At 60.2% G+C, this 20168-nt stretch carries 18 protein-coding genes; 6 read left to right on the forward strand and 12 right to left on the reverse strand.

Annotated features, from left to right (window positions below; all coding sequences use genetic code 11):
• Positions 1-50 precede the first annotated feature (50 nt).
• Together PMI32_RS09880 and PMI32_RS09875 are read left to right on the forward strand one after the other, a co-directional pair.
• A complete protein-coding gene (locus PMI32_RS09880) occupies positions 51-266 on the forward strand; it encodes a DUF1127 domain-containing protein (RefSeq protein WP_008031420.1) in 216 nt (71 codons plus the stop codon).
• Between the two features lie 64 nt (positions 267-330).
• Positions 331-1560, forward strand: a complete 1230-nt coding sequence (locus PMI32_RS09875; RefSeq protein WP_008031422.1) for a winged helix-turn-helix domain-containing protein — start codon at positions 331-333, stop codon at positions 1558-1560.
• Between the two features lie 104 nt (positions 1561-1664).
• Here PMI32_RS09875 and PMI32_RS09870 read toward each other — a convergent pair whose 3' ends face one another.
• Positions 1665-3011 carry a class II 3-deoxy-7-phosphoheptulonate synthase gene (locus PMI32_RS09870; RefSeq protein ID WP_008031425.1) on the reverse strand — a complete coding sequence of 449 codons (1347 nt, stop codon included), beginning with the start codon at positions 3009-3011 and terminating at the stop codon, positions 1665-1667.
• Between the two features lie 149 nt (positions 3012-3160).
• Here PMI32_RS09870 and PMI32_RS09865 point away from each other — a divergent pair, with 149 nt between their 5' ends.
• Positions 3161-3916 carry a spermidine synthase gene (locus tag PMI32_RS09865; RefSeq protein WP_008031427.1) on the forward strand — a complete coding sequence of 252 codons (756 nt, stop codon included), beginning with the start codon at positions 3161-3163 and terminating at the stop codon, positions 3914-3916.
• A 111-nt stretch (positions 3917-4027) separates the two neighbouring features.
• Here the strand turns inward: PMI32_RS09865 and PMI32_RS09860 are convergent, their stop codons facing one another.
• The gene (locus PMI32_RS09860) at positions 4028-4819 is read right to left on the reverse strand and encodes a crotonase/enoyl-CoA hydratase family protein (protein ID WP_008031430.1); all 792 of its coding nucleotides are present in this window, start codon (positions 4817-4819) and stop codon (positions 4028-4030) included.
• 432 nt (positions 4820-5251) lie between these two features.
• On the opposite strand from PMI32_RS09860, the gene PMI32_RS09855 reads away from it, so the two are divergent.
• Positions 5252-6925 (forward strand): DEAD/DEAH box helicase, encoded by a 1674-nt coding sequence (locus tag PMI32_RS09855; protein ID WP_008031432.1) that lies wholly within the window; start codon positions 5252-5254, stop codon positions 6923-6925.
• A 217-nt stretch (positions 6926-7142) separates the two neighbouring features.
• On the opposite strand, the gene PMI32_RS09850 is transcribed toward PMI32_RS09855, so the two are convergent.
• From PMI32_RS09850 to minC, 7 genes are all read right to left on the reverse strand, one after another.
• Positions 7143-9299, reverse strand: a complete 2157-nt coding sequence (locus PMI32_RS09850) for a mechanosensitive ion channel family protein (protein ID WP_008031434.1) — start codon at positions 9297-9299, stop codon at positions 7143-7145.
• 78 nt (positions 9300-9377) lie between these two features.
• Positions 9378-9545: a hypothetical protein gene (locus PMI32_RS30410; RefSeq protein ID WP_162130712.1), complete on the reverse strand. Its 168-nt coding sequence runs from the start codon at positions 9543-9545 to the stop codon at positions 9378-9380.
• A 151-nt stretch (positions 9546-9696) separates the two neighbouring features.
• On the reverse strand, positions 9697-10986 hold the full coding sequence (locus PMI32_RS09845) for a M18 family aminopeptidase (RefSeq protein WP_008031440.1): 1290 nt from the start codon (positions 10984-10986) through the stop codon (positions 9697-9699).
• Positions 10987-11198: 212 nt separating this feature from the next.
• The gene (locus PMI32_RS09840) at positions 11199-11834 is read right to left on the reverse strand and encodes an RluA family pseudouridine synthase (protein ID WP_008031443.1); all 636 of its coding nucleotides are present in this window, start codon (positions 11832-11834) and stop codon (positions 11199-11201) included.
• Between the two features lie 180 nt (positions 11835-12014).
• The gene (gene minE / locus PMI32_RS09835) at positions 12015-12269 is read right to left on the reverse strand and encodes a cell division topological specificity factor MinE (protein ID WP_007944431.1); all 255 of its coding nucleotides are present in this window, start codon (positions 12267-12269) and stop codon (positions 12015-12017) included.
• Positions 12269-13081 (reverse strand): septum site-determining protein MinD, encoded by an 813-nt coding sequence (gene minD, locus PMI32_RS09830; protein WP_008031445.1) that lies wholly within the window; start codon positions 13079-13081, stop codon positions 12269-12271. Before minD ends, minE begins: the two co-directional genes overlap by 1 nt.
• A 200-nt stretch (positions 13082-13281) precedes the next feature.
• A complete protein-coding gene (gene minC / locus PMI32_RS09825) occupies positions 13282-14019 on the reverse strand; it encodes a septum site-determining protein MinC (RefSeq protein ID WP_032828916.1) in 738 nt (245 codons plus the stop codon).
• A 118-nt stretch (positions 14020-14137) separates the two neighbouring features.
• On the opposite strand from minC, the gene PMI32_RS09820 reads away from it, so the two are divergent.
• Both PMI32_RS09820 and PMI32_RS09815 read left to right on the forward strand, forming a co-directional pair.
• Positions 14138-15070, forward strand: a complete 933-nt coding sequence (locus PMI32_RS09820) for a lipid A biosynthesis lauroyl acyltransferase (protein ID WP_008031451.1) — start codon at positions 14138-14140, stop codon at positions 15068-15070.
• A 161-nt stretch (positions 15071-15231) separates the two neighbouring features.
• Positions 15232-16404 (forward strand): patatin-like phospholipase family protein, encoded by a 1173-nt coding sequence (locus PMI32_RS09815; protein WP_008031453.1) that lies wholly within the window; start codon positions 15232-15234, stop codon positions 16402-16404.
• A gap of 131 nt (positions 16405-16535) precedes the next feature.
• On the opposite strand, the gene PMI32_RS09810 is transcribed toward PMI32_RS09815, so the two are convergent.
• From PMI32_RS09810 to PMI32_RS09800, 3 genes are all read right to left on the reverse strand, one after another.
• The gene (locus tag PMI32_RS09810) at positions 16536-17321 is read right to left on the reverse strand and encodes an outer membrane protein OmpK (protein ID WP_008031454.1); all 786 of its coding nucleotides are present in this window, start codon (positions 17319-17321) and stop codon (positions 16536-16538) included.
• Between the two features lie 375 nt (positions 17322-17696).
• Complete coding sequence (locus tag PMI32_RS09805) at positions 17697-18482, reverse strand: outer membrane protein OmpK (protein WP_008031455.1); 786 nt, start codon at positions 18480-18482, stop codon at positions 17697-17699.
• Positions 18483-18651: 169 nt separating this feature from the next.
• Positions 18652-20004, reverse strand: coding sequence for a nucleobase:cation symporter-2 family protein (locus tag PMI32_RS09800; protein WP_008031456.1), 1353 nt, complete (start codon positions 20002-20004; stop codon positions 18652-18654).
• Between the last annotated feature and the right edge of the window lie 164 nt (positions 20005-20168).

The raw sequence follows: 20168 nt of genomic DNA on the forward strand, positions 1-20168 counted from the left end.
ATCTTAGCCTTGGCGTGACACTTGAGCCATCCCAAACGGAGGGCAACAAGATGAAAGGTCAAAAAGGTTATGTCGAGGTAGAGAAACATTCCATCCACGTCGTCTCGGATTTACTGCACAAGATCAGTCGCTGGTACGAATTGCACCGTGAACGCGAGTTGTTGGCGGGCATGAGCGACGAAGCGTTGAAGGACATCGGGCTCAGTCGTGCGGATGTCGAGCACGAAACCGTCCGCCCATTCTGGGATGACCCGATGCACAAATGAGTAAGCCACAACTACACAAACCGTCTCCTGGTGAGGTAGGTTGCGAGCAGACAAGGAGATGCTCATGCCCGCAACGCTGTCCTTTTCCATCAAACAGGCTCGACGCCTGGCGCTGGCCGCCCAAGGATTCAACGGGCGCCAGCCGCCAGCGGCGATCAAAGCGGTGCAGCTCAATCGCCTGATCGAGCGGCTGGGCATCTTGCAGATCGATTCGGTCAATGCTTTGGTGCGTTCGCACTACCTTCCCTTGTTTTCCCGCCTCGGCAATTACTCATCCGACTTGCTCGACCAGGCTGCCTGGAGTTCGGGCCGGCGACGTACGCTGTTCGAATATTGGGGTCATGAAGCGTCGTTGCTGCCGCTGTCGATGTACCCGTTGATGCGCTGGCGCATGCAGCGCGCGAGTCGTGGCGAAGATATCTATCAGCAACTGGCACGTTTCGGGCGTGAGCAACAGGACACCGTCCGGCGGGTGCTGGCCTCGGTTGAAGAGCTCGGCGCGCTGGGTGCCGGCAGCCTTTCGACCCGTCAGGAGCGGGCAGGGCCGTGGTGGGACTGGAGCGCGGAAAAGCATGCGCTGGAATGGTTGTTCGCCGCCGGGGAAGTGACCGTGGCTGGGCGGCGTGGGTTCGAGCGGCTCTATGATTTGCCCGAGCGGGTGATTCCTGCGGCGATTCTGCAGCAGCCGTTGCTCGCGGAGGACGAGGCCCAGCGCGGGCTGCTGTTGCACGCCGCGAATGCCTTGGGTGTGGCGACGGAAAAGGACCTGCGCGATTACTTCCGGCTCAGCCCGGGTGATGCGCGTCCGCGCCTTGCGGAGCTGGTGGAAGCCGGGGAGCTGCTGACCTGTGAAGTCCAGGGTTGGCGGCAACCGGGCTTTTGTTTGTCAGAGCCGAAAGTGCCGCGCAAGGTCGAGGCCAGTGCCTTGCTGTCACCCTTCGATTCGCTGATCTGGGAGCGCAGTCGTACCGAGCGTTTGTTCGATTTTCGCTATCGGCTGGAGATTTATACGCCGCCGGACAAGCGGGTCTACGGCTATTACGTGTTGCCGTTTTTATACAACGAGCGGATTGCTGCGCGGGTGGATTTGCGTGCGGAGCGGGCGTTGGGGCGGTTGGCGGTGCATGCCGTGCATGAGGAAGAGCCGGGGCTGGATGAGGAGGGGATGCTGGCGTTGGCGGTGAATTTGCGGCGAATGGCGGATTGGCTGGGGTTGGAGCGGGTGCAATTGAATTGCCCGCGGGAGAGTGCGGGGCGGTTGCGGGTGGCATTGGCCGGTATTGGTGGTGTCTGAACTGATGCCATCGCGAGCAGGCTCGCTCCCACAGTTGACCGAGTTGTCCTGTCGGACACGGTCCAATGTGGGAGCGAGCCTGCTCGCGATGGGCGCAACACGGTTTACCGACGGACTTGCTTCAGGGTTTCGGCAATCAAAAACGCCAACTCCAGCGACTGATCCGCATTCATCCGCGGGTCGCAATGGGTGTGATACCGATCCGACAACCCGTCCTCGGTGATCGGTCGCGCACCACCAATGCACTCGGTGACATTCTGCCCGGTCATCTCGATGTGAATGCCGCCGGCATAGGTGCCTTCCGCTTCGTGCACCTGGAAGAACTGCTTCACCTCGCCAAGAATCTGCGCAAAGTCGCGGGTCTTGTAGCCGCTGCTGGCCTTGATGGTGTTGCCGTGCATCGGATCGGAACTCCAAAGCACTTGCTTGCCTTCACGCTGCACCGCGCGGATCAGTTGCGGCAAATGATCGCCAACCTTGTTCGCGCCCATCCGTGCGATCAGGTTCAGGCGACCTGGATCGTTGTCCGGGTTGAGCACGTCGATCAGGCGAATCAAGTCTTCCGGGTTCATGCTCGGGCCAACCTTGACCCCGATAGGGTTGTTCACCCCGCGCAGGAATTCGACGTGAGCGCCGTCGAGCTGACGGGTGCGGTCGCCGATCCACAGCATGTGCGCCGAGCAATCGTAGTAATCGTTGGTCAGGCTGTCGCGACGCACGAAGGCTTCTTCGTAGTTCAGCAGCAGCGCTTCGTGGGCGGTGAAAAAACTGGTTTCGCGCAGTTGTGGCGAGCTGTCCATGCCGCAGGCGCGCATGAACGCCAGGGTTTCATCGATGCGATCGGCGAGGTGGCTGTATTTTTCCGCCAGCGCCGAGTTGGCGATGAAGTCCAGGTTCCACTTGTGCACCTGATGCAGGTCGGCAAAGCCGCCCTGGGCGAAGGCACGCAACAGGTTCAGGGTCGCGGTGGACTGGTGATAGGACTGGAGCAGACGCTCCGGGTCCGGCACACGGCTTTTTTCGTCGAAGCCGATGCCGTTGACGATGTCGCCACGGTAGGCGGGCAGGGTCACGCCGTCGATGGTTTCGTCGTTGGCCGAACGCGGTTTGGCGAACTGACCGGCCATGCGCCCGACCTTGACCACCGGGCAGCCGGCGGCGAAGGTCATGACGATCGCCATTTGCAGCAGCACTTTAAAGGTGTCGCGGATTTTCGCGGCAGAGAACTCGGCGAAGCTTTCGGCGCAATCGCCGCCCTGCAACAGAAATGCGCGGCCCTGGGTCACTTCGGCAAACTGACGTCGCAACTCCCGGGCTTCACCGGCAAACACCAGCGGCGGATAACTCGCCAGGGTTTGCTCGACGTGCAGCAAATGCGCCGCGTCGGGGTAGTGGGGTTGTTGCTGGATCGGCAGGGCGCGCCAGCTGTCAGGGCTCCAGGGTTGGCTCATCACGGTCTCGGTTGTTTTACGCTCGGACGTTTATGTTATCAGCAAATTAGTGCGTGACCTGTTCCCGTCGCTTCGCGGACAATCGCGCCTTTGCCGCCTGATGTTGCGGTGCATTGCGTTGCCGGGCCCGGTGACGATCTGGAGACGAAATGACTGAGGAGCGCGTCGAGCATCTGCTCGCCGAGGTACAGGACGAGTTCGGCGTGATTCGCGTGCTGGAAGTGGCCGATTACCGTTTTCTCGAGTTCGGTGATGCCATCGAACAGAGCTGCGTGTTCACCGCCGACCCGAGCTGGCTCGAATACGATTACACCCGTGCCATGCTGATCGGCGCGTTGTGCCACGAGCAACCGGAAAGCGCGCTGTTCCTCGGCCTCGGTGCCGGCACGCTGACCCAGGCTTGCCTGAAGTTCTTGCCGCTGGAAGATGTCGAAGCCATCGAGCTGCGGCCCGATGTGCCGCGTCTGGCCATCGAATACCTGGGGCTGGATGATGATCCGCGGCTGTACATCCGTGTCGGCGATGCGCTGGAACTGCTCGATACCGCCGAACCGGCCGACCTGATTTTCGTCGACCTCTATACCGATGTCGGGCCGGGCGTCGGGCATCTGGCCTGGAGTTTTCTGGAAAACTGTCAGAAACGCCTGAATCCGGGCGGCTGGCTGGTGATCAACCAGTGGGCCACCGATGATGGCAAGCCGTTGGGCGCTGCGCTGTTGCGTGGGCTCTATCACCGGCATTACTGGGAGCTGCCGGTGAAGGAGGGCAACGTGATTCTGCTCGTGCCGTCGGAGCTGGATCAGGAGCTGGACATGGAAGGGGTGGTTGCGCGGGCCGAAGGGCTGGCGCCACGGTTGGGGTATTCGTTGCAGTCGTTGATCAAGGCGATTCGCCCGGCTACTTGATGTGTCGTCAGTGATGGCCCCTTCGCGAGCAAGCCCGCTCCCACATTTGGAACGCGTTCCCCTGTGGGAGCGGGCTTGCTCGCGAAGGGGCCCTTAAAATCACTACAAATCTCAAACCCCTTTGAAAATGCCGGGCCGCTTCTCAACCATCGACCGCACGCCTTCCTTCGCATCCTCACTCGCCAACAACTTCTTCACCAGCGGCGGCAACCCCAGCGCCGCTGCTGTTTCTCCCTCATAACGCGCCTGCCGCGCCGACATCAACGTCGCCTGAACCCCCAGCGGCGCCTGCCGGGCAATCCGCTCCGCCAGCTCAATCGCCCGGGGCAGCAAATCCTCGCTGGCCATGACTTCCTGCACCAACCCCAGATGCAACGCGTCATGCGCATCGAATTCATCCCCGGTCAGCAGCCAGCGCATCGCATTGCCCCAGCCAGCGACTTGATGCAGGCGCAATGTGGCCCCGCCGAACGGGAAAATCCCGCGCTGCACTTCTTTCTGGGCAAACCGGGTGTTACTGGCGCAGAGGTTGATGTCGGCGGCGAGCATCAGCTCGATACCGATGGTCAGGCAATAACCTTGCGCGGCGACGATCACCGGTTTGCTGACTCGCGGACCCGCGAACACGCCCCACGGATCGCAACCGCCAGGCGGTGCCTGCCAGCCCTCGGCCAGGGCCGAACTGGCGCTGACCAGATCAAGCCCGGCGGTGAAATGCTCGCCATGGCCGAACACCACCGCCACCCGCGCTTCGCTGTCAGCCTCGAACTCACCGTAGGCCAGGCTGAGTGCGTTGAGCAGGTCGAGGTCGAAGGCATTGCGCTTGGCCACCCGATCCAGGCCTATCAACAGGACATGGCCGCGCCTTTCGCAGGTCACACGGCTGGTAACAGGTTGATTCATCGAACAATTCCTCGGACGGGAAGGGGTTTTAAGGGGGAGGCGAGGCCGCAGGTCCGAGTCACAACGGTGAACCGTTTTAGCGCCATCCCCAGCAGGGCCGGGCCTTTGAAAAATAGACCGTCGCACGATTATCCGCAAAGCCTGTGACACAACGGTGTATCCGTCAGTTTTCCGACAAATAATGCTCCCTTTTTGGGCGAATTCCGGTATAGTGCGCGCCGGCCTTTAACCGGGCCGCGTTTAGGTAGCGCAATTCCCCGAAGTCAGCTTCGGCTGCACGTCCGCACAGCGGACTCTCCCTTGACGAATCTTTTTCATTCATTCGTTTTCGCAAATCCCCGCCGACAAAGCAGCCAGGGCGACTCTTGAGTCTTACACGGCATGCGCAGCTTTGGAGCATGGGTCTTTGCGGATGCACTTAGAGGCAGACCCATGACCCAGGAAACCGGCGGCTTCGCCGCTTTTAATCTTAATCCGAATATCCTTGCAGCCGTCATTGCGACTGGCTACGAAGAGCCTTCGGCTATTCAGCAGCAATCGATCCCGATCATCATGGCCGGCCAGGACATGATTGGTCAGGCGCAAACCGGTACGGGTAAAACCGCTGCGTTCGCCCTGCCTATCCTGCACTGCATCGATCCTGCCAAGCGCGAGCCGCAAGCCCTGATCCTGGCGCCAACCCGTGAGTTGGCGCTGCAAGTAGCAACCGCTTTCGAAACCTACGCCAAGCAAATGCCAGGCGTTACTGTTGTGGCCGTTTACGGCGGCGCCCCTATGGGTCCACAACTGAAAGCAATCCGTAATGGCGCACAGATCGTTGTCGCCACTCCGGGCCGTCTGTGCGACCACCTGCGTCGTGACGAAAAAGTCCTGTCGACCGTGAACCACCTGGTTCTCGACGAAGCCGACGAAATGCTCAAACTGGGCTTCATGGACGACCTCGAAGTCATCTTCAAGGCCTTGCCTCCAACCCGTCAGACCGTACTGTTCTCGGCCACCCTGCCACAGTCGATCCGTGCCATTGCCGAACGCCACCTGCGCGATCCGCAACACGTGAAGATCCAGACCAAGACTCAGACCGTTACCGCGATCGAACAGGCTCACCTGTTGGTTCACGCTGACCAGAAGACCTCGGCTGTATTGAGCCTGCTGGAAGTCGAAGACTTCGACGCCCTGATCATGTTCGTGCGCACCAAGCAAGCGACCCTGGACCTGGCCAGCGCCCTGGAAGCCAAAGGCTACAAAGCCGCTGCGCTGAACGGTGACATTGCCCAGAACCAGCGTGAGCGCGTTATCGACTCCCTCAAGGATGGCCGTCTGGACATCGTTGTGGCGACCGACGTTGCCGCTCGTGGCCTGGACGTTCCGCGCATCACTCACGTGTTCAACGTTGACATGCCGTACGATCCGGAATCCTACGTTCACCGTATCGGCCGTACTGGCCGTGCCGGTCGCGAAGGTCGTGCACTGCTGCTGGTGACTCCGCGTGAGCGCCGCATGCTGCAAGTGATCGAGCGTGTAACCGGTCAGAAAGTTGCCGAAGTTCGCCTGCCGGACGCTCAGGCTGTTCTCGATGCCCGCATCAAGAAACTGACCAACAGCCTGTCGCCGCTGGTTGGCGATGCCGAATCGACTCACGGTGATCTGCTGGATCGCCTGACTGCCGATATCGGTTGCACGCCGCGTGCACTGGCTGCTGCCCTGCTGCGCAAGGCGACCAACGCTCAGGCGCTGACCCTGGCTGCAATCGAGAAAGAACGTCCACTGGTGCCGAACAACGCACCGCGTGGCGATCGTCCAGAGCGCACCGGTGATCGTCCGGACCGTGGTGATCGTGAGCGTCGCGCTCCGGTTCCATTGGCCGAAGGTCGTGCCCGTTGCCGTACCGCGCTGGGCGCGCGTGACGGTATCGCGGCGAAAAACCTGCTGGGCGCCATCCTCAACGAAGGTGGTCTGGCGCGTGAAGCCATCGGTCGCATCCAGGTGCGTGACAGCTTCAGCCTCGTCGAGCTGCCGGAAGATGGTCTGGAGCGTCTGCTGACCAAGCTGAAGGACACTCGCGTTGCCGGTAAGCAGTTGAAGCTGCGTCGCTATCGCGAAGATTGATCCGCCCCCGGGCTGATTGATCGAACATAAAAAATCCCCGACTGGTTCGGGGATTTTTTTATGCCTGCGATTTGTTAAATACCGCCGGTCTTGGGCCGCAGATCCTGTGGGAGCGAGCCTGCTCGCGATGGTCGTGAACGATTACGTGTGCTGTCTGAATGAGCGCGGTGCCTGTGCGTCCATCGCGAGCAGGCTCGCTCCCACAGGTGGCCAAGGGTTAATCGGCTATTGGGCCGCCACCCGCCGTGACCACTTGCACACTCATGCGCGGTGTCGCCAGATCAAGCCCGGCTTCATCCAGGTGCCGTTTCAAGGACAGGTTGAACGCGCGAGACACCTCCCACTGCTTGATCGGCGCGGTTTTGAAGCGGGCCCGCAGAATCGCGTTGCCTGACTCGAAACTCTCGACCCCTTGAATCTCCAGCGGCGACCAGATGTTGCGTCGTTGCAGTGGATCGGCGCGCATCTTCTGGCCGACGTCGCGCATCAGTTTGATCGCGTTATCGATGTCCATGTTCGAGGGGATCGCCACGCGAAAGATCGCGTAGCCGAATTCCCGCGAGTAGTTCTTGATGCTTTTGATTTCACTGAACGGGATGGTGTGGACGATGCCGTCGATGTCCCGCAGGCGCACGGTGCGAATGGTTAGGCCTTCGACAGTGCCGAGGTGACCGCCGACATCCACGTAGTCGTCGATGGCCAGGGAGTCCTCAATGATGATGAACAGCCCGGTGATCAGGTCCGCGACCAACGATTGTGCGCCGAAACCGATGGCCAGGCCGATCACGCCGGCACCGGCCAGCAGCGGCGTGACGTTCATGCCCATGTTCGCCAGGGCGACGATCAGCGCAACGATGAATATCGCCACGAACAGCACGTTGCGGATCAGCGGCATCATCGTTTGCGCACGCGCGTTGGCCTGGCCTTTACGAGAGCGGGTGAGGGCGTGGTGCACCGCCGTGTCGCTGAGAATCCAGATCAGCCAGGCAAAAATCAGCGTGCCGCCGAGGCTGAACAGTTTGACGCTGACTTCATGGCCTTCGCCTTCGGTGAACGCAATCAGCGACATGCCCCAGACCCGCAGGCCAAGTTCGATGAACGCCAGCCACACCAGCAAGTGGGCGAGGGTATAGAAGAAGCTTTTCAGGCGTTCGGAATACAGAGCATGACGCTTCACGCCACGTTGCGGTTTCAGTGCGTGTCGGCGCACCAGCCCGTTGATAACCATGCACAACACCAGCAGCACGGTGCAGATCAGCGATTGGCGCAACGCGGTGCTGGTGTCGCCGGCGGAAACGAACGTGGCGAACAGCGAAATCGCCACCAGCACCAGCGCTGGCATGTACCAGAAGGTGCCGAGAATTTCGATGGTGTCGCTGAGTGCGCGGCGGGTCAGGCGCCGTGACAGCGGTTGGTTGCGGATTAAGTGGGCGATGGGGCGTCGGAAGCGCAGGATGAACAGCCCGGTAGACAGCGCGGCCAGCACGTTGGCGATGGTGGCGGCGGTGTGCGCCAAATGGCTGCCGAGGCTGGCGACCAGTCGCGGGTCGTTCAAGGCTTCGCCGAACGCGGCAAAACTGCCGATCAGCCACAGCGGCCGAAAGGCCTGATGCCGCAGGATGTACAAGGCGCGGTGGCGGTGTGGCCCGTCGAGCAAGGAAAAGGCGATCACGCAGATCGCCGAAAAACACGTGCCGACCACTAGCGCATAGGCCAGCACCATCGCCAGGCTTTTGCCCAATGACGAGGGCAGTGCGTAGGTCATGTAGACGGTCATCACCAGGGCGATCAGCCAAGGCCCGAGTTTGCGCAGGGCAAAGCGCAGCATGTCGAGGGCCTTGGGATGCTGCGGCAATTCTTCGGTCAGGCCAAAGCGCATCCGTACCCGGTGACCGAGCCAGATCAGCGCGGCGGCCAGCAGGCTCCAGACCATCAAAATCATGGCGAAGCCAAAGATGATCGGCAGCCATTCATTGGCCGGCAACACCAACCCCGCCAGTTCTTCCTTGGCCAGATCAAACTCGTCGGACCAGCGTGTGAGCGGGCTGTCAGCGCCGGAGAATTGTTTTTCAAAATTGGCCAGCGTGCCGCCAATCAGGCCCAACACGCCTTCTTCGGCAGCCGGTTGGGCTTTTTTGGTGGCGTCGCGCAGCTTCTTCAAGTCGGCCAGCAATTTGCTGCGTTGCTGATCGTTCTCCAGTGACTTGATGACTTCGTCGAGGGATTGCCCGAGGGGTTCTTGCGCCTCGGGCTGGGTTTTCGCCGAGCTGTTGAGCAAGCTCGGTAAACCGACGGCCTGGGCCGGCATGATCGGCAGCAGCGCCATCAGGCAGACGAGGAAAAGGCTGGGCAGGGCAAAAAGACGAGCGAACACTAGGCGGTCAACCTTGAAAAGAGCAGATCGACCGAGTGTACGAGCCCGCCAAAATCAATGCGAGCCGAGGGCGAGGATTTATTCGTTGAGTTTGGCGAGGATCTTGAAGACCACGGTAGCGAGGATGGTCAGCATGCCGATCCACATAGCGAACACGCCGGCATTCTTGTCGCGGAAGTTGAAGCCGATCGCCAGCAGGATCATCCCGGCAAGAATCGGGATCAGCATGGCGTGAAATGAAGACATCGAGATCATGAGCGACTGCCTTGTCGAAAGGGATGATTTAAGTCTAGCGGTTTTAACACGTGTAGGAGCCGGCTTGCTGGCGATAGGATCAGCGCGGTGCGTCAGTTACACCGCGTCGCCTGGATCGCCAGCAAGCCGGCTCCTACAGGGATTACGGCAGCTCTTGGCTGGCGTAGAACGCGCTCAGCACTTTCACCAGGTGCGCCAGATCATGACTGCCGCACAGCTCGCGGATCGAGTGCATGGCGAATGTCGGCAGGCCGATGTCCACGGTGCGCACGCCCAGGTGGCTGGCGGTGATCGGGCCGATGGTCGAGCCGCAGCCCATGTCGCTGCGCACCACGAAGCTTTGCACCGGCACTTCTTCGGCCATGCACAGATGGCGGAAGAACCCGGCGGTTTCGCTGTTGGTGGCGTAACGCTGGTTGCTGTTGACCTTGATCACCGGGCCGGCGTTGAGTTTCGGGCCGTGGTTGGCGTCGTGCTTGTCGGCGTAGTTGGGATGTACGCCGTGGGCATTGTCGGCCGAGACCAGCAGGGATTTCTGAATGGTGCGTACGAATTCATCACCTTCAGGCAGCAAACGACGCAGCGTCTGCTCCAGCATCGGGCCGTCAGCGCCACAGGCCGAGCAGGAGCCGACTTCCTCGTGGTCATTGGCGACTAGTACGCAGGTTTCGTCGGTTTCAGCCGTCAGCAACGCTTGCAGGCCGGCGTAGCAGGACAGCAGGTTGTCGAGGCGCGCACCGGCGATGAAGTCGCCATGCAGGCCGATGACCGCAGCGCTCTGGGTGTCGTAGAAGCTCAGCTCGTAGTCGAGCACCACGTCGGCGTTCAGGCCATGTTCGAGAGCAAGTTGATTGGTGAGCACGGCGCGGAAGTCCACGCGCTCGTCACCGGCGAACTGCGCGAGGATCGGCGGCAATTCGGTCTGGGCGTTGATCGCCCAACCCATGTTGGCTTCACGATTGAGGTGAATGGCCAGGTTCGGAATGATCGCAATCGGCGTCTTGAAGTCGATCAGCTGGCTCTCGACCTTGCCGTCGCGGCGGAAGGTCACGCGGCCTGCCAGGGACAGATCGCGGTCGAACCACGGAGCCAGCAGCGCGCCGCCATACACTTCGACACCCAGTTGCCAGAAACCCTGGCGTTGCAGTTCCGGCTGGGGTTTGACCCGCAGGCACGGGCTGTCGGTATGGGCGCCGACCAGGCGGATACCGCCGTGCAGGGGAGAGTTACGGCCCATTTTGACGGCGACAATCGAAGAGTCGTTACGGGTGACGTAGTAACGGCCGTTGGCTTCAGTGGTCCAGGGCTCGCGTTCGTCGAGACGCTGATAACCCGCCGCTTCCAGGCGCTGAACAAGGCTGGCGGTGGCATGAAACGGGGTAGGGGAGGCCTTGAGGAAATCGATCAGGCCTTGGTTCAACTCTTCGCGCATAAGTAGCTCCAGACAGCAATGGCGCAAGTTTACCGTATTGGCTGGAGAATTGGCGGCGGGCTGCTGATGGAGTGGCCCCCCAATTGACTCGGAGTAGATCCTCTGTAGGAGCGAGGCTTGCCCGCGAAAGCGGACTGTCAATCAAAGTTGATGTCGATTGGCACTCCGCTTTCGCGGGCAAGCCTCGCTCCTACAGATTCGGCTTTTTCCGCTTAGAACGGTGCCGGGCACTCGAAACGCAGGCGTTCACCGGTCTGCGGATGAGTGAAGCTGAGCATGCTCGCGTGCAGGCACAGCCGTGGCCAGGCGGCCAGCGCCTGTTCGTGGGCATAGAGCCCGTCACCCAGCAGCGGGTGGCCGATGGAGAGCATGTGCACGCGCAACTGATGGGAGCGGCCGGTGATCGGCGTCAGTTCAACGCGGCACCAGTCGCCGCATCGTTCCAGCACGCGCCAGAATGTCAGGGCGTTTTTGCCGAACTCGAAATCCACCACATGGCGCGGCTTGGTCGGCGGGTCGTAGCGCAGTGGCAGGTCGATGCTGCCGCTGTCCAGTTCCGGCTGGCCCCAGCAAAGTGCGGTGTAGGCCTTTTCGGTTTCACGGTCGTGAAATTGCCGAGACAATTCGCGATGGGTGTCCGGGTCACGGGCCAGCAGAATGATGCCGGAGGTTTCCCAGTCCAGGCGATGGACGATGCGGGCTTCGGGGTAGCCGTTTTCTTGCAGGCGGGTGATCAGGCAATCCTTGTTGTCATCGGCCCGGCCGGGGACGGAAAGCAACAGGGTTGGTTTATTCACCACCAGTACGGCGGCGTCCTGATGGATGATGTGGACGTTGGACAGCGGCATTAAACAGCCTCGTAACAAACGCCAACGGCGACTCAGGCTTTCAGGGCTCTTGTAGGAGCGAAGCTTGCTCGCGAAGGTGTGTCAGCAACGTTAATGTCGACTGACACACCTTCGCGAGCAAGCTTCGCTCCTACAAGGAGCTGCAAAAGCCTGAGCCGCCGTGGCTCCCGACGGATCGACTCAGCGATCCGGCAGGGTGATATTGAGTTCCAGAATCGAGCAGCTACCCTGGTTTTCCAGGGCGACATGCACGTCATCGGACCCGATATTGACGTACTTGCGGATGACTTCGACCAGCTCTTTCTGCAAGGCTGGCAAGTAATCCGGCGTACTGCGTTGGCCGCGTTCATGCGCCACGATGATCTGTAGACGCTCTTTCGCTACCGACGCAGTACTTGGCTTCTTGTTGGCGCGAAAGAAGTCAAAAATGTTCATTACCGACCTCCAAACAAACTCGCAAAGAATCCTTTCTTCTGCACATCGAGGAATCGATGTTCTACGGTTTTACCCAGCAGACGTTCGACTGCATCGCTGTACGCCTGACCGGCGTCGCTCTGGTCGTCAAGAATTACGGGTACACCGGAGTTGGAAGCCTTGAGTACCGCTTGGGATTCCGGAATGACGCCCAGCAGGGTCACGGCCAGAATCTCTTTCACGTCTTCGACGCCGAGCATCTCGCCATCACTGACGCGTTGCGGGTTGTAACGGGTCAACAGCAAGTGTTCCTTGATCGGGTCTTCGCCGTTTTCGGCGCGACGCGATTTGCTGGCCAGCAGGCCCAGCATGCGGTCCGAGTCACGAACCGAGGAGACTTCCGGGTTGGTCACGACGATCGCTTCATCGGCGAAGTACATGGCCAGGTGAGCACCCTTCTCGATGCCGGCCGGGGAGTCGCAGACCACGAATTCGAAGTCTTCTTTCAACGCCATCAGGACTTTTTCCACGCCTTCGACGGTCAGCGCGTCTTTGTCGCGGGTCTGACTGGCGGCCAGTACGTAGAGGTTTTCCAGGCGTTTGTCTTTGATCAGGGCCTGTTGCAGGTTGGCTTCGCCGTTAACCACGTTGACGAAGTCATACACGACGCGACGCTCGCAACCCATGATCAGGTCGAGGTTACGCAAGCCGACGTCGAAGTCGACGATAACTGTTTTGTGACCGCGCAGTGCGAGGCCGGTACCGATAGCAGCACTGGTGGTGGTCTTACCCACACCACCCTTGCCGGATGTAACCACGAGAATCTTGGCCAAGGTGTTTCACCCCTAAGGAAAAAGGACATTTAGCCCCTGAAAAACATCTCTGGAAAAACGACTGCAGTCGGACAGCTTGGCTGGAATCCGGTCATGAACCGCGCTTACCCCCGGTAAACACTGCTTTAGGCCTTTTTCCTACTTCGTTTGAGCCGTTTTCGCTACGTTTTAGAGATGCTTGGAAAATGCGGCAGTATCCGTTAAAGCCGAATGATGTTCAACACATCGCCCGACAGGCTGACCTGTACACCCGCGCCCCACAAAGGGTCGCGACGCAGATCTTCCGAAACCTTGTAGTGGCCGGCGATGGAGACCAGTTCAGCGCTCATTTGCTGACAGAAAATCCTGGCTTTCGTGTCGCCTTTGACCCCGGCCAATACACGACCGCGCATCGGCCCGTATACATGGATGTTGCCGTCGGCGAGAAGTTCCGCCCCCGGGCTGACCGAGGAGATCACGACGAGGTCGCAACCCTGGGCATAAATCTGCTGGCCGCCGCGTACCGGCGAGGTGATGATTTTCGTCGGTTTTATCGTCGGTTCAGCGGGTTTTTCCGGTTTCTTCGCCACGGTGCCTTCAAGCGGGTCCAGTGGACGCTCGCGGGCGCCGGAGGGCGGCAGCACCGGCAGGTCGACCGCGATGGCGGCGGCGATGTCTTCGATGCGGCTGGCACGGATCGCCAGGGTGCGCAGGCCGTGCTGGCGGCAGACGCGCATCAAGCCTGGCAGATCGACCGCGCCTTCGCTGGCCGGAAGCTTGTCCAGCGCCAGTACCAGCGGCGCGTTGCTGAAAAAGCCGGGCGCCTGGGCGACCTTGGCGGCCAATTGCCGATCAAGGCTTTCGAGGTCGTTGCGGGCCAGCTCCAGCACGGTAATGGCGAGCATGCTGCCCTTCAACTGGAACACGGGATCCTGGTCTTGCGGTTCGATTTGGCTCATGGTCGGCATACAACGGCTTGTCACTAAAAGTGCCGAGACTTATAACGAGAACGCTCGCGAGCCGCAAGCCGGGTCGAACGATGTAGAATGCGCGGCCATTGTCTTTCCGGAACCTTTAATGGATCGCCCGCGTTTTCAAAAAACATTTCTGATGCCGCGTTTCTGGCCGCTGTGGTGCGGCTTGGGGCTGTTGTGGCTGATCGTTCAGTTGCCTTACCCGGCGCTGCTGTTTATTGGTCGTGCCCTCGGTGCATTGATGTATCGCGCGGCGGGCGACCGACGGCGCATCGCCAAGCGCAACCTGGAGCTGTGCTTCCCGGAAAAATCCGCTGCCGAGCGCAAGCGCCTGCTTAAGGAAAACTTTGCCTCCACTGGCATCGCGTTCTTTGAAATGGCCATGAGCTGGTGGTGGTCGCGGGAGCGCCTGGCCAGGTTGGCGCATGTCGAAGGGCTGGAGCACCTGAAAAAAGCCCAGCGCGAAGGCAAGGGCGTGATTCTGATGGCCGTGCATTTCACCACGCTGGAAATCGGCGCGGCATTGCTCGGCCAGCAACACACCATCGACGGCATGTACCGCGAGCACAAGAACCCGCTGTTCGATTACATCCAGCGCAATGGCCGTGAGCGACACAACCTCGACTCGCTGGCCGTGGAGCGTGAAGACGTGCGCGGCATGCTCAAACTGCTGCGGGCCGGCCGGGCGATCTGGTACGCACCGGATCAGGACTACGGCGCCAAGCAAAGCATCTTCGTGCCGCTGTTCGGGATTCAGGCCGCGACCGTCACTGCCACCAGCAAGTTTGCTCGGCTGGGCAAGGCGCTGGTGGTGCCGTTCACGCAAGAGCGTCTGGCGGACGGCAGCGGTTATCGCTTGGTGATCCATGCGCCGCTCGAAGGTTTCCCTGGCGAGACCGAAGAAGCCGATTGCCTGCGGATCAACCAATGGATCGAAGGCGTGCTGCGTGATTGTCCGGAGCAATACCTCTGGGCCCATCGCCGCTTCAAGAGTCGTCCGCCGGGCGAACCCAAGTTGTACGCAAAACGCGGTTGAACCACGATCCCCTGTGTAGGAGCGAGCTTGCTCGCGATGGTGGTCAACGCTAACGCGGGGAACCTGATACCCCGCGGCGTCCTTATGACCATCGCGAGCAAGCTCGCTCCTACAGGTACAGGGGAATGGAAAATTCCAACTAGCACCATGGAGAGTTGTGCATGAGTCCAGGCGAACCGGTTACAGGGTTGATTCTTTCCGGCGGCGGGGCTCGGGCGGCCTATCAGGTCGGCGTGCTGGCAGCGATTGCCGAATTGCTGCCGGTAGGGGCAAACAATCCGTTCCCGGTGATCGTCGGCACCTCGGCCGGGGCGATCAATGCGGTCAGCCTCGCCAGTGGGGCGATGGACTTTCGCAATGCCATCGAACGCCTGACCGCTTTCTGGCAAGGGTTCCGTAGCCATCTGGTTTTGCGCAGCGACTGGCCGGGCGTGATCCGTCAGGCCAGCCGGTTTGTCAGCCACAGTCTGCTCGGCATCGGCGCTCAGGTGCCGGTGGCCCTGCTCAACAGCTCGCCGCTGCGCCGGTTGCTCAACGACAAATTGCACATGACCGGCATCGCCGAAGCCATCGCGCAGAAGCAGTTGAAGGCCGTGGCGGTCACCGCGTTCGGTTACGAATCGGGTCAGGCAGTCACCTTCTATCAGGGTGGCGGCACCATCGACGCCTGGTTACGCCATCGACGCATCGGCGTTCCTGCGCAGTTGACCGTCGAGCACCTGCTCGCCAGCTCCGCCATCCCGCTGCTGTTCGCCCCGGTAAAAATCGGCGAGGAATATTTCGGTGACGGCGCGGTGCGCCAATCGGCACCGATCAGCCCGGCCCTGCACCTGGGTGCCAGCCGCGTGCTGGTGGTGGGCGTCAGCGGCAACCCGCGCGGTGTCGACCCGGAACGACCGCTGCAACGGGCCTATACCGGGCAGCAACCGACGCTCGCGCAGATCGGCGGTCACATGCTCAACAGTACGTTCATTGACAGCCTGGAAAGTGACATCGAACTGCTGCAGCGCTTGAATCAGTTCAGCCATCTGATGCCCGCCGGCACGCCGACCCGCACGCTCGGCGTAGCGCCGGTGGAGGTGCTGGTAATTTCGCCGAGCCAGCCGATTGATGAGATTGCTGCGCGACATCGCCAGGAGTTGCCGGCAGCGCTGCGTCTGTTTTTGCGCGGGCCGGGGGCGACCAAGACCAGCGGGGCGGGGGTGTTGAGTTACCTGCTGTTCGAGGCGGGGTATTGCAGCGAGTTGATAGATCTGGGGCGGCGTGATGCGTTGGCCAAGAAGGATGAGTTGTGTCGGTTTCTTGGGTTGTTGCAGCCGGTGGTAGCTGCTTGAAATCGGCGGTGCGGCCTTCGCGGGCAAGCCATGCTCCTACAGGTTTTGTGTCGTTCACATAATGGGCGAACGGCACAAAACCTGTAGGAGCATGGCTTGCCCGCGAAGGCGTCCTCACAGACGCCGCTGGATCAGAAGTGGAACTTCACCAGGAAGCTCGTCGTGCTCTGATCAGTCTTGAAGTACTGGCTATCCTTAATCCCGTACTTGTCCGACCAATAGTCATACTCCACACCCACATACAGCTGCTTCTCGCCAAAATTCAGCGCTTTACCCAAGTCATATTTAACTTGCGGGTTGAAGTGTAGGTTGGCGTGGTAATCGCCTTTGGAGTTGGAGTCGTTGTCGACTACCCAGTCCATGAAACCGTCGATCAGGATGCTCGAATCGCCGACCGGGATGGTGTAGGACCAGACCGGGGTGATCTGCCAGACGTTGTCGCCCGCACGGCTGCCTTCGGTATGACGCTGGTAGAAGTTCAGCTGGAAGTAGTCGAAACCGGGAATCGCCAGGTCGAAACCCGGGCCGATCAGATAGGACTCGGTATCGCCTTCACCAAACTCGTACGTCATGGCCAGCAACACGTCTTTGACCGGGCCGAATTCGATTTTCTGGTCGAGGACTTTGCCCAGGGAAATACGTGGGCTGAACTCACCGTAATAGGTGTTCGGGCCGACGTTGAAATCCTTTTCGCCGTTGTAGAAGATCTTGTCGACGAAGAAGAAGTTATCCCCATATTTCCAGCCATCGGCGTGTTCGAAGGTCACGGTCTGCTGAATGCGCGGGTTGACCTGGAAGTCTTTGCCATAGAGGTAGGTCAGGCTGTTGTTCTGCCATTGCAGCAAGTCGCCGGCCATGGCCTGGCCCCCGGCCAGCAAGGATCCCGCCAGCATCAGGCTAGTGCACGTACGTTTCATTTGGTTGCTCCCAAAAAGTAGGTGTTTCACGTTGTTTTTTTAAGGTCGGCGCTCTGGTGTGGCGCCTTTTTCCGTAGCGGTAAAAAATCATCCAATCGGTCAGCTTCAGTGCTGTTAGCAAGAGCTGCGCCAAGGCTTTCGAAAAGCAAAAAAACTCCCGTTCGGCGGCTCAAGAGCCGTCGATTGAGAGGGGGGTTGGAATGCCTTGATACCGTCCAGGGCCGGGATAAGTTGGCTTTCTGGTCAGGAATTAAATCCGGGCTTTTTTTTAAAGCGGATTCAGGCGGCCGCGGAGAATACTGACTCCAGGGCCGGGTCTCAAGTGCCCCGCAACAGCGCACCGACGACAGGTTTTGGGCACCGTTGCGGGTCATCTTAAAAGTGCACCTTCACCAGCAGGCTGGTGGTGTTTTCATTGGTGTCGAGGCGGGCGTTGTTTTCCACGCCGTACTTGTCTTTCCAGTAGCTGTACTCGACGCCGACATACACCTGTTTCTCCCGCCAGCCCAAGGCCTTGCCCAGGTCGTATTTGATCTGCGGGTTGAAATGCAGGTTGGCGTGATAGGTGCCGCGCGCGTTCTGGTCGTTGTCCACGACCCAGTCGAGGTAGCCGTCGATCAACAGGTTCGAATGGCCCAGCGGGACGGTGTAGGACCAGGCCGGTGTGATCTGCCAGACATCATCGCCGGGGCGCGAGCCTTCGGTCTGGCGATAGTAGAAATTCAAGGTGAAAAAGTTGAAGCCCGGTACTGCAAGGTCGAAGCCGGGGCCGATCAGGTAGGCCTCGGTGTCGTCTTCGCCATTCTCGTAGGTCATGGCCAGCAACACGTCCTTGATCGGGCCGAACTCGAAGCGGCGGTCGAGGATTTTGCCGAAGGAGAGGCGTGGGCTGAATTCGCCGTAATAGGCGTGAACGCCTTTGTTCCGGTCTTTCTCGCCGTTGTAGTAGGTGCTGTCGACGAACAGGAAGTTGTCGCCGTACTTCCAGCGGTCGGCGTGTTCGAAGGTGATCGTCTGCTGAATCGACGGGTTGATCGCGAAATCCTTGCCGTACAGATAGCTCAGGCTGTTGGTCTGCCACAGCAGTAAATCGCCGGCCATGGCTTGGCTGGCAGCCAGAAGACCGCTGCCTAACAGCAGGTTTGTCTGTGTCCGAATCATCTGTTGCTCCCTCTTGTTTTTATTTTCAAGGCGCAGGAAACCCCACCCCTGTAGGAGCCGGCTTGCTGGCGATGGTCGTTAACGAGTACGCGTGTTATCTGGATAAACGCGGTGTTTTCGGATTCATCGCGAGCAGGCTCGCTCCTATAGGGGGTTGTGCGTTTCTGTCTTAGTGGGCGTGGCAGTCGTTGATCGCGGCGCGTTCCTTGCCGCCGAGGATGTTGAACAGCAGGTTCAGCGCCAAAGCACTCAACGTTGCCATGGCGATGCCGCTGTGGGTGATCGGGCTCATCCACAACGGCAGGTGGGCGAAGAACTCCGGACGTACCACCGGAATCAGGCCCATGCCGATGCTCACCGCCACCAGCAATTGGTTGCGACGGTCACCGATGTCGGCTTCCTGGAGAATCTTGATCCCGGTGGCGGCGACCATGCCGAACATCGCAATCGCTGCACCGCCAAGCACGGCGGGCGGAATCGAGGCGACCAGGAACGCGGCTTTCGGCAGCAGGCTCAACACGATCAGCAACCCGCCGGCAACGATGGTCACCGAGCGGCAGCGCACGCCGGTCATCTGCACCAGGCCGATGTTCTGCGCGAAAGAGGAGTGGGTGAAGGTGTTGAAGAAACCGGCGAAGAACGACGCACCGGCATCGCACAGCAAGCCGCGACGCAGCATCCGTGGGCAGACTTCCTGGCCAGTGATTTTGCCCAGCGCGAGGAACATCCCGGTGGACTCGACGAAGATGATCACCACGACCAAGCACATCGAAAGAATCGGCGCGAGTTCAAACTTCGGCATGCCGAAGTGCAGTGGGGTGACGAATTGCAGCCAAGGCGCCTGGGCCATGCCGCTGAGGTCGACCATGCCGATCAACCCGCAGATCACGTAACCGAGGCACATGCCGATCAGCACGGAAATGTTGACCCAGAAACCGCGCATGAAACGATGGACCAACAGAATGGTGGCCAGCACCAGTGCGGCGATTGCCAGGTAAATCGGTGAACCGAATTGAGCGGCGCCGGCACCACCGCCCGCCCAATTGACGGCGACGGGGAACAGCGACAAACCGATCGAGGTGATGACCGTGCCGGTCACCAGCGGCGGGAAGAACCGAACGACTTTGGACATGAACGGTGCGATGAGCATGCCGAAGAACCCGGCGGCGATGGTCGCGCCGAAGATTCCTTGCAGGCCGATACCGGGCATGCCGGCCATGGCGACCATGCTGCCGACGGCGGCGAAGCTGGCGCCCATCATCACTGGCATGCGAATGCCCATCGGGCCGATGCCCAGCGACTGGACGATGGTGGCGATGCCGGCCACCAGCAGGTCAGCGTTGATCAGGAAGGCGATTTCTTCACGACTCAGGCCAGCGGCCTGTCCGATGATCAGCGGCACCGCGATGGCTCCGCCGTACATCAGCAAAACATGTTGCAGACCGACCAGAATCAGTTGCAAAAGGGGCAAACGCTGAATGGCGGGTGCGTCGGGGATGCGCGCTTGGGATAGCTCGGACATGCAACACCTCGGATCTTTTTTATTCTTGTGATTTTGTGCATCAGGGAAGACCGCGTTGCGGCCATTCGCGGGCAAGCCTCGCTCCTACAGGTTCTGGGGCGATTTGCATCATTTGTGAACGACGCAAAACCTGTAGGAGCGAGGCTTGCCCGCGAAGCTTTTCA

This window comes from Pseudomonas sp. GM60 (assembly GCF_000282415.1).
Classification (GTDB): domain Bacteria; phylum Pseudomonadota; class Gammaproteobacteria; order Pseudomonadales; family Pseudomonadaceae; genus Aquipseudomonas; species Aquipseudomonas migulae.

Bases quoted from the DNA above. Each gene is read 5' to 3' on its own strand.
- PMI32_RS09800 (WP_008031456.1), bottom strand. From the start codon at position 20,004: ATGTCCGAGCTATCCCAAGCGCGCATCCCCGACGCACCCGCCATTCAG.
- minE (WP_007944431.1), bottom strand. From the start codon at position 12,269: ATGAACATTTTTGACTTCTTTCGCGCCAACAAGAAGCCAAGTACTGCG.
- PMI32_RS09810 (WP_008031454.1), bottom strand. From the start codon at position 17,321: ATGAAACGTACGTGCACTAGCCTGATGCTGGCGGGATCCTTGCTGGCC.
- PMI32_RS09865 (WP_008031427.1), top strand. From the start codon at position 3,161: ATGACTGAGGAGCGCGTCGAGCATCTGCTCGCCGAGGTACAGGACGAG.
- PMI32_RS09875 (WP_008031422.1), top strand. From the start codon at position 331: ATGCCCGCAACGCTGTCCTTTTCCATCAAACAGGCTCGACGCCTGGCG.
- PMI32_RS09820 (WP_008031451.1), top strand. From the start codon at position 14,138: ATGGATCGCCCGCGTTTTCAAAAAACATTTCTGATGCCGCGTTTCTGG.
- PMI32_RS09840 (WP_008031443.1), bottom strand. From the start codon at position 11,834: ATGCCGCTGTCCAACGTCCACATCATCCATCAGGACGCCGCCGTACTG.
- minC (WP_032828916.1), bottom strand. From the start codon at position 14,019: ATGAGCCAAATCGAACCGCAAGACCAGGATCCCGTGTTCCAGTTGAAG.
- PMI32_RS09815 (WP_008031453.1), top strand. From the start codon at position 15,232: ATGAGTCCAGGCGAACCGGTTACAGGGTTGATTCTTTCCGGCGGCGGG.
- PMI32_RS09880 (WP_008031420.1), top strand. From the start codon at position 51: ATGAAAGGTCAAAAAGGTTATGTCGAGGTAGAGAAACATTCCATCCAC.
- PMI32_RS09845 (WP_008031440.1), bottom strand. From the start codon at position 10,986: ATGCGCGAAGAGTTGAACCAAGGCCTGATCGATTTCCTCAAGGCCTCC.
- PMI32_RS30410 (WP_162130712.1), bottom strand. From the start codon at position 9,545: ATGTCTTCATTTCACGCCATGCTGATCCCGATTCTTGCCGGGATGATC.
- PMI32_RS09860 (WP_008031430.1), bottom strand. From the start codon at position 4,819: ATGAATCAACCTGTTACCAGCCGTGTGACCTGCGAAAGGCGCGGCCAT.
- PMI32_RS09805 (WP_008031455.1), bottom strand. From the start codon at position 18,482: ATGATTCGGACACAGACAAACCTGCTGTTAGGCAGCGGTCTTCTGGCT.
- PMI32_RS09870 (WP_008031425.1), bottom strand. From the start codon at position 3,011: ATGAGCCAACCCTGGAGCCCTGACAGCTGGCGCGCCCTGCCGATCCAG.
- PMI32_RS09855 (WP_008031432.1), top strand. From the start codon at position 5,252: ATGACCCAGGAAACCGGCGGCTTCGCCGCTTTTAATCTTAATCCGAAT.